The organism is Saccharopolyspora sp. (assembly GCF_017434145.1).
Lineage (GTDB): Bacteria > Actinomycetota > Actinomycetes > Mycobacteriales > Pseudonocardiaceae > Saccharopolyspora_C > Saccharopolyspora_C galaxeae.
Window position 1 is genome coordinate 1 of record NZ_JAFRFW010000153.1, and the last position, 1,873, is coordinate 1,873.

A 1,873-nucleotide genomic window follows, 5' to 3' on the forward strand; every position below is an offset into this window, starting at 1 on the left:
GGACCTGCACCGGATCCGGACTCGTTGTGGCGTCCGCAGCGCGTCAGGTATTTTTGACGCGCCTCGGTGTGAACCGTACGTGCGGGCACCTAGCGTGTCAAACATTCAAGACGGTACTGTCGTACATGCTTGACACAAGCTCGGGGGGTACGGATGGGAGGCGTCGTGATGGCTGAGGCGGATGACGCACGCGAGGCGTTCGCCGCGCGGCTGCGCGAGCTGATGGACGCAGGAGTTCAGGACAGCGGCAAACCGTGGACGATCCCCGCGGTGGCCACGGCGCTGACCGAGCGCGGATACCGGATCTCGCGCCAGCACCTGTCCGGTCTGGTGAACAAGCACCACGCGCCCGCGTGGGACCTGGTGCGCGCGCTCGCGGACCTGTTCGGCACCACGACCGACTCGTTCACCGGCCGCGGCGATTCCGGGCGAGGGGTTCCCGACGAGCTCCCGGTCCTGCTCAACCGGGCCGGTGAGCTCCCGGAACCGGAGCGCAAGCAGGTCGCCGACTTCATCCGGTTCCTGCACCAGCAGCGCGGTTCATCCGGCTGAGCAGGGGGCTCGGCACCGGCCCCGGACGAGCGCGAGCGGAGGGACGATGGTCAACGGTTCGCCCAGCGGATGGCGGCGCAGGCGCGAGGAGAGCAGGCTGCGCCGCGAACTGCGCCAGATCATGCGACGCGCCCGGATCGACAGCCCGACCAGCATGACCGAGGTGTGCGAGCGGATCTCGAAGATCTGGGAGGCGCCGATCGTCGCTGCGCCGTTCGACCTCCCGGCGGCAGGCCCGTTCGGGCTCACCGTCCGCTACGCGCCCGATCCGGACGACCCCGGCGCGTTCTACATCCTTTACCAAGCCGTCGCGACCGCGCTGCACCAGGAGCACGTCATCGCCCACGAACTCGGGCACGTGCTGGCGAAGCACCCGCTCAAGACGGTGCGCGACCTCAGCGAGATCGACCCGGACGACAGCGCCGGGGCGCTGCGCCGGACCTCCTACACGACCGGGATCGAGCGGGAGGCCGAGACGATCGCGACGCTGCTGCTCGGCAACGCGGCTGCCCAATCCGGCGTGGCGCTGCCGTCGGCCAGCGACCGGGCGCGCAGCGTGCAGCGCGCCCTCGGCGATCGGGTCGACTGGCTGTGAAGGTCATCGACTACCTGGAACTCGCGCTGACCGCGTGGTTCGCCTACCGGCTCGTGCGCAGTCCGCAGGACCGCGGGCTGCGCGTGATCGTCATCGCGCTGCTGGCGATGCTGCTGGGCGAAGGGTTCGTGATCGCGGCGCTGCGCGTGCTCAGCGCCGAGCTGATCACGCCGGGGCTCGGCAAGGTCGTGCAGAACTGCTCGCTGGCCGTTGGCTTCTGCGCGGTCATGGTGTTCTTCCTGCTCTCGGCTTCGGGAACGCGGTTCGACAGCGGGCTGCACAAGCAGCGGCTGCCTGCGCGGGTGTGGTGGGAAAGCGCCGTGGTCTTGGTGGTGTGCGCGGTGCTGGCGGTGGCGATGGCCCGCACCCCCGCGCCGTTGCAGGAAGGCGCCTACCCGAGCAGCGGCCGGTTGCAGGACGCCGCGCTCGGGCGGCCCGAGGTGGTCGCGTTCTACCTCGTCGCGGTCGGCTACTTCGCTTACGCCGCCACTTGCTCCGCGGTGTGGGCGGCCCGCTACGGGCGCGAGTCCAGCGTGCGCGCGCGGATCGGACTGTGGATGGCCGCCGCGGGCATGGTGCTGTTCGGCGTCGCCTCGGCGTGCCGCGGCCTCTACGTCGGCTTGCGCGGACTCGGGATGACCGCGCCCGCCCCGGTGACCAACGTTGCGACGGTGCTGATCGACCTCGGCGCGACGTTGTGGATCGCGGGCCTGCTGGCCGTGGGGA

General features: G+C 70.6%; 3 protein-coding genes. All 3 read left to right on the forward strand.

What is annotated here, in order from left to right:
* Nucleotides 1–168 precede the first annotated feature (168 nt).
* A complete protein-coding gene (locus tag IJH84_RS04325; protein ID WP_200068762.1) occupies nt 169–552 on the forward strand; it encodes a hypothetical protein in 384 nt (127 codons plus the stop codon).
* Between the two features lie 46 nt (nt 553–598).
* Nucleotides 599–1,147, forward strand: a complete 549-nt coding sequence (locus IJH84_RS04330) for a hypothetical protein (protein ID WP_295140455.1) — start codon at nt 599–601, stop codon at nt 1,145–1,147.
* The coding region (locus IJH84_RS04335; RefSeq protein ID WP_295140458.1) for a hypothetical protein at nt 1,144–1,873 on the forward strand (730 nt) is incomplete at its 3' end. The genes IJH84_RS04330 and IJH84_RS04335, both read left to right, overlap by 4 nt.

Coding starts and splice junctions, on each gene's coding strand:
- IJH84_RS04330 (WP_295140455.1), top strand. CDS start 599: ATGGTCAACGGTTCGCCCAGCGGATGGCGGCGCAGGCGCGAGGAGAGC.
- IJH84_RS04325 (WP_200068762.1), top strand. CDS start 169: ATGGCTGAGGCGGATGACGCACGCGAGGCGTTCGCCGCGCGGCTGCGC.